Here is a 3,377-nt window from a genome sequence, read left to right on the forward strand (position 1 = left end):
CAGCGTCACTCAGCACCGTCGCGGCTCACAACAACACCGCCACCGATGGCAGCATCGCGATCGTCCTGCTCCAGGACGTGCCGGATTCGCTGCGCAACCAAATGGTTCAGGTACGCTGACGTCTAACCCCTCCGTCAAGGGGACTGGCCTGCGGCCAGCCCCTTACGTCGAACGTTAGGCTGCAGAGGATGTCAATGAGCCGTGAGTTCAAGCTTCTTACCGGTCGAGTGATTACTCTCAAAGAGCTTCGTCAAAGCGCAACCTACGAGGGTCTCCTGGAAGGACTGCCGACAGTTGAGAAGAACAAGGGATTGATCCAACGTCTGTTGAGCGACCGGTCTCTCAAGCCCTATAGAGTTGATCCCATTCTCCTACCAGCTGTGGAGCGTCCAATAGAGCTTCCACCGGAGCACTCATACCCGTTTGGCACTCCATCCGCGCTGCCCGCTGTAACGGTTGTCGCCAGGTTCACTTCACACACGCCTACCTTAAGCGGAACAGGAGATGCATCTGGTCTTGTCGTAGTGTGGTTTCAAGAGCAGTTCGCCTTCCCGCCTGCAGAGGACATCGCGTCACAGCTTCAAAGCCTCGATTGGGAGCGCCATGCTGGGAACTTCGAGTACTGAGGCACTGCGGCCTAACCCCTCCGTCAAGGGGACCTGCCTCCGGCAAGCCCCTTACGTCGAACGTTAGGCATCAAAAGGCGGCACGGCCCGTGAAGGCTCAGCGACATGTCAATGGTTTCTGGGTGCCGGCTTCGTCGTCGGCGTGGGCTGTCCGTTCTTCGGCGGCCAGCGCCCGGTCCGTGGCGGCTCCAGCCGTATTCAAGTCAGATTGGGCACATGTGCGTGGCCGCAGCAGCACATCAAGGTCGCTGGAATCGCTCTTCTTGGTCACCGCCGGTGTTACTTTGTGGGCCATCTCTGCCAAGGCAAGCTTACAGCGCTTTGCCAAAGCAGTTGAAGTCCTTCGTCTCGTCCGGCCTGCGTCGTAGCATTTGTCATGCAGGTCTCTTGCTCCGCCAACGCACGCCTCACCTGGCTGCCAGGCATGAAATACATGTCGGTTGTAGCATTGCGTTCCAGGCATCTCGGTTCCCCACTCGCTTTGACTAACCGCTCCGTCAAGGGGACTGGCCTGCGGCCAGCCCCTTACGTCGAACGTTAGGTTTCAATCACGCCGCACCTGACTCGCATGCTCACTGTTCATGTCAGCTACGAGCTCACCGAGTACCTGCAGGTGCTCATTGACTTCTTACCGCTCGCCAAGTCTCGCAGGGCTATTGCAGCAGGCAAGCGGTCTACCGCTTTGGCACCGTTGCACTGGCATGAAAGGCTGTTGGTTCGCGCCCTCGGCAGCGTCGCGTTCATTGTCAAGTCACGCCTTATTGGTGCCTGCACGTTTACTATTGGCGCTCAAGGCATCACTCGCGCCTCCAAGAGGGGCCTTCTTGAGGTGCCTTGGAGCGAAGTTGCTCAGGTCCACAAGCTCTCTTCTTCCTACCTCGTAGAGAAGTCCAATGGCGCAATGCCCATTCCCTTCCGGGTGTTCAGCGGTGAGCAAAGGCAAGCTCTCGAGTCCTTGGCCGGCCCAAAGCTGGTCGCACACCACGCTGAAACCTAACCCCTCCGTCAAGGGGACTGGCCTGCGGCCAGCCCCTTACGTCGAACGTTAGGCAATGCGAGTTGAAAGCTGAGCTCATGCCTCATCTGCCATTCCCAGCTCTCAATGCCTCAGTCTCGATGCCTGGAGCCAATGGGAGAAGAGTGCTCGCTTCAGCGTCAGCTTGGGCTGTCCGTCCTTCGGCGGCCAGCGCGCGGTTCGTGGCTATTCCAGTCTTCTTCTTGCCTGCTTGGTCACGTATAGGCGATCATCGCTGTTCGCAGAGCATCCAAGTCACGTCAACGGCGAAATCCATCGTCGGCGGCTTGGGACGGGTCTCTGCCGCTTCACGGTTGTCGCGCTTGGACAGCCGGCGGCAGAAGCATTGCAGGGGTTGGTCCAACTCGGAGCACCAATTGCCTGAAGTCTCCGCACACCTGCGTTGTGCCTCAGCGCTGTCAAGCCAGTCGTCATCAGCGGTAGCGGTGTTGCGCTCCGGTCATCCCGTTGCTCAGCCGGGTCCGCCTAACCGCTCCGTCAAGGGGACGTCCCGCAAGCGGGCCGCCCCTTACGTCGAACGTTAAGCGTCCAATTCAAATGCAAGCCCTCGCCGATCGAGTCCTTGCCCAAACGCGAAGGAAGTTCCTTCGAACACAGCCGCTCTTTGAGCTGCATCGCTCCGTGTCGGAAGCCGACATTGAGCTGGTCGAGCGTCACATCGAAACAGAGCTTCCGCAAGACCTGAAGGCATGGCTGCTCGCGGTCGGGTACGGCGATCTCGACGAAGCTTTGAGCTTCAGGTCCGAGTGGTTCAAGAAGGTTGAGCAGGGGGAGTTGAAGGGAGCAGTCGTGTTCGCCCAGGACGAACTCGGAAACTTCTATGGCTTTCTCGCAAGCGGCGCTATCGTGTTCTTCTCTCGTTCTGCACCAGAGTATGCTGTCTTGGCCAGTGGCTTCGCCTCATTCATGGCCGAGCTCGAAGCTCGCGATTTCAAGGTCGTTCAGTGGGCTGGGTCGGTTCCAGCGCTTCCCTATGCGTGGGACGCCTAACCCCTCCGTCAAGGGGACGTCCCGCAGGCGGGCCGCCCCTTACGTCGAACGTTAGGCTCTTGGAGGTACTGTGGTTAGTCATAGCAGCGAATGGCTTTCATGCACAGGGTGTGGCGAGATCTTTCCCTTCTCGAATGCGTACGTCCTTCAGTACACTGATCTGAGTGACGTCCCAAGCATTGACGCCACGGCAGGCCATTGCTGGCCGGTCTTGTCTACTCCTTGTTGGTGCATTGAATGCAACAGTCCTGCCTATGCAGAGCGCGTACCAAAACTAGATGAGCTACTAAAAGCCGCAGCGGTGCAACGCATACCAGAAGGCAACAGAAGGCACGAAATTGACGATGATCTGCTCTATCTAGAGCCAGAGTTGCTGAAGCACTTCGCATCACAGTTCTCATCAAGAGTCGCGCAGCCGAGATGCCTGCTCTGTGGAAGCTTTCACTTTGTTCCGGTTGAGCGCTGGTCATCGAAAACGCGACTCAGGCATGAGACATGCGGGAGCGAGCTGAAGGCACACTGGGTCATTCAAGGCAGCATCGGGCTGCGTGAGTTTCGCTACTACACACCAGAAGGTTCATTGCTATGTTCCTTTTCAGCTTTGGCTTAGGGAATGTCTGCAGAAATCGCGCGGCCTGGTGCTTGGCGGGAAGCTGAAGTGCTGAGACGATATGGCGCATGAAACAACACAGCCTGGGCCTGGGGACGACGGCCAAGCGCACGAG

At 58.1% G+C, this 3,377-nt stretch carries 3 protein-coding genes; all 3 read left to right on the forward strand.

All coding sequences use genetic code 11. From position 1 onward, the window contains the following. The first annotated feature begins 194 nt into the window (after positions 1-194). The 3 genes from AACH06_RS29880 (at position 195) to AACH06_RS29890 (ending at position 2,652) form a co-directional block, all read left to right on the forward strand. Positions 195-626: a hypothetical protein gene (locus tag AACH06_RS29880; protein ID WP_341429482.1), complete on the forward strand. Its 432-nt coding sequence runs from the start codon at positions 195-197 to the stop codon at positions 624-626. A gap of 568 nt (positions 627-1,194) precedes the next feature. Then, the gene (locus AACH06_RS29885) at positions 1,195-1,623 is read left to right on the forward strand and encodes a YcxB family protein (protein WP_341429483.1); all 429 of its coding nucleotides are present in this window, start codon (positions 1,195-1,197) and stop codon (positions 1,621-1,623) included. Between the two features lie 660 nt (positions 1,624-2,283). Then, complete coding sequence (locus tag AACH06_RS29890; RefSeq protein ID WP_341429484.1) at positions 2,284-2,652, forward strand: SMI1/KNR4 family protein; 369 nt, start codon at positions 2,284-2,286, stop codon at positions 2,650-2,652. Positions 2,653-3,377 lie beyond the last annotated feature (725 nt).

The sequence above is a fragment of the Ideonella lacteola genome (genome assembly GCF_038066555.1).
GTDB classification, from domain to species: Bacteria; Pseudomonadota; Gammaproteobacteria; order Burkholderiales; family Burkholderiaceae_C; genus Ideonella; species Ideonella lacteola.

What these genes read in the sequence shown, in the direction of transcription:
- AACH06_RS29885 (WP_341429483.1), top strand. Translation starts at nt 1,195, where the DNA reads ATGCTCACTGTTCATGTCAGCTACGAGCTCACCGAGTACCTGCAGGTG.
- AACH06_RS29880 (WP_341429482.1), top strand. Translation starts at nt 195, where the DNA reads ATGAGCCGTGAGTTCAAGCTTCTTACCGGTCGAGTGATTACTCTCAAA.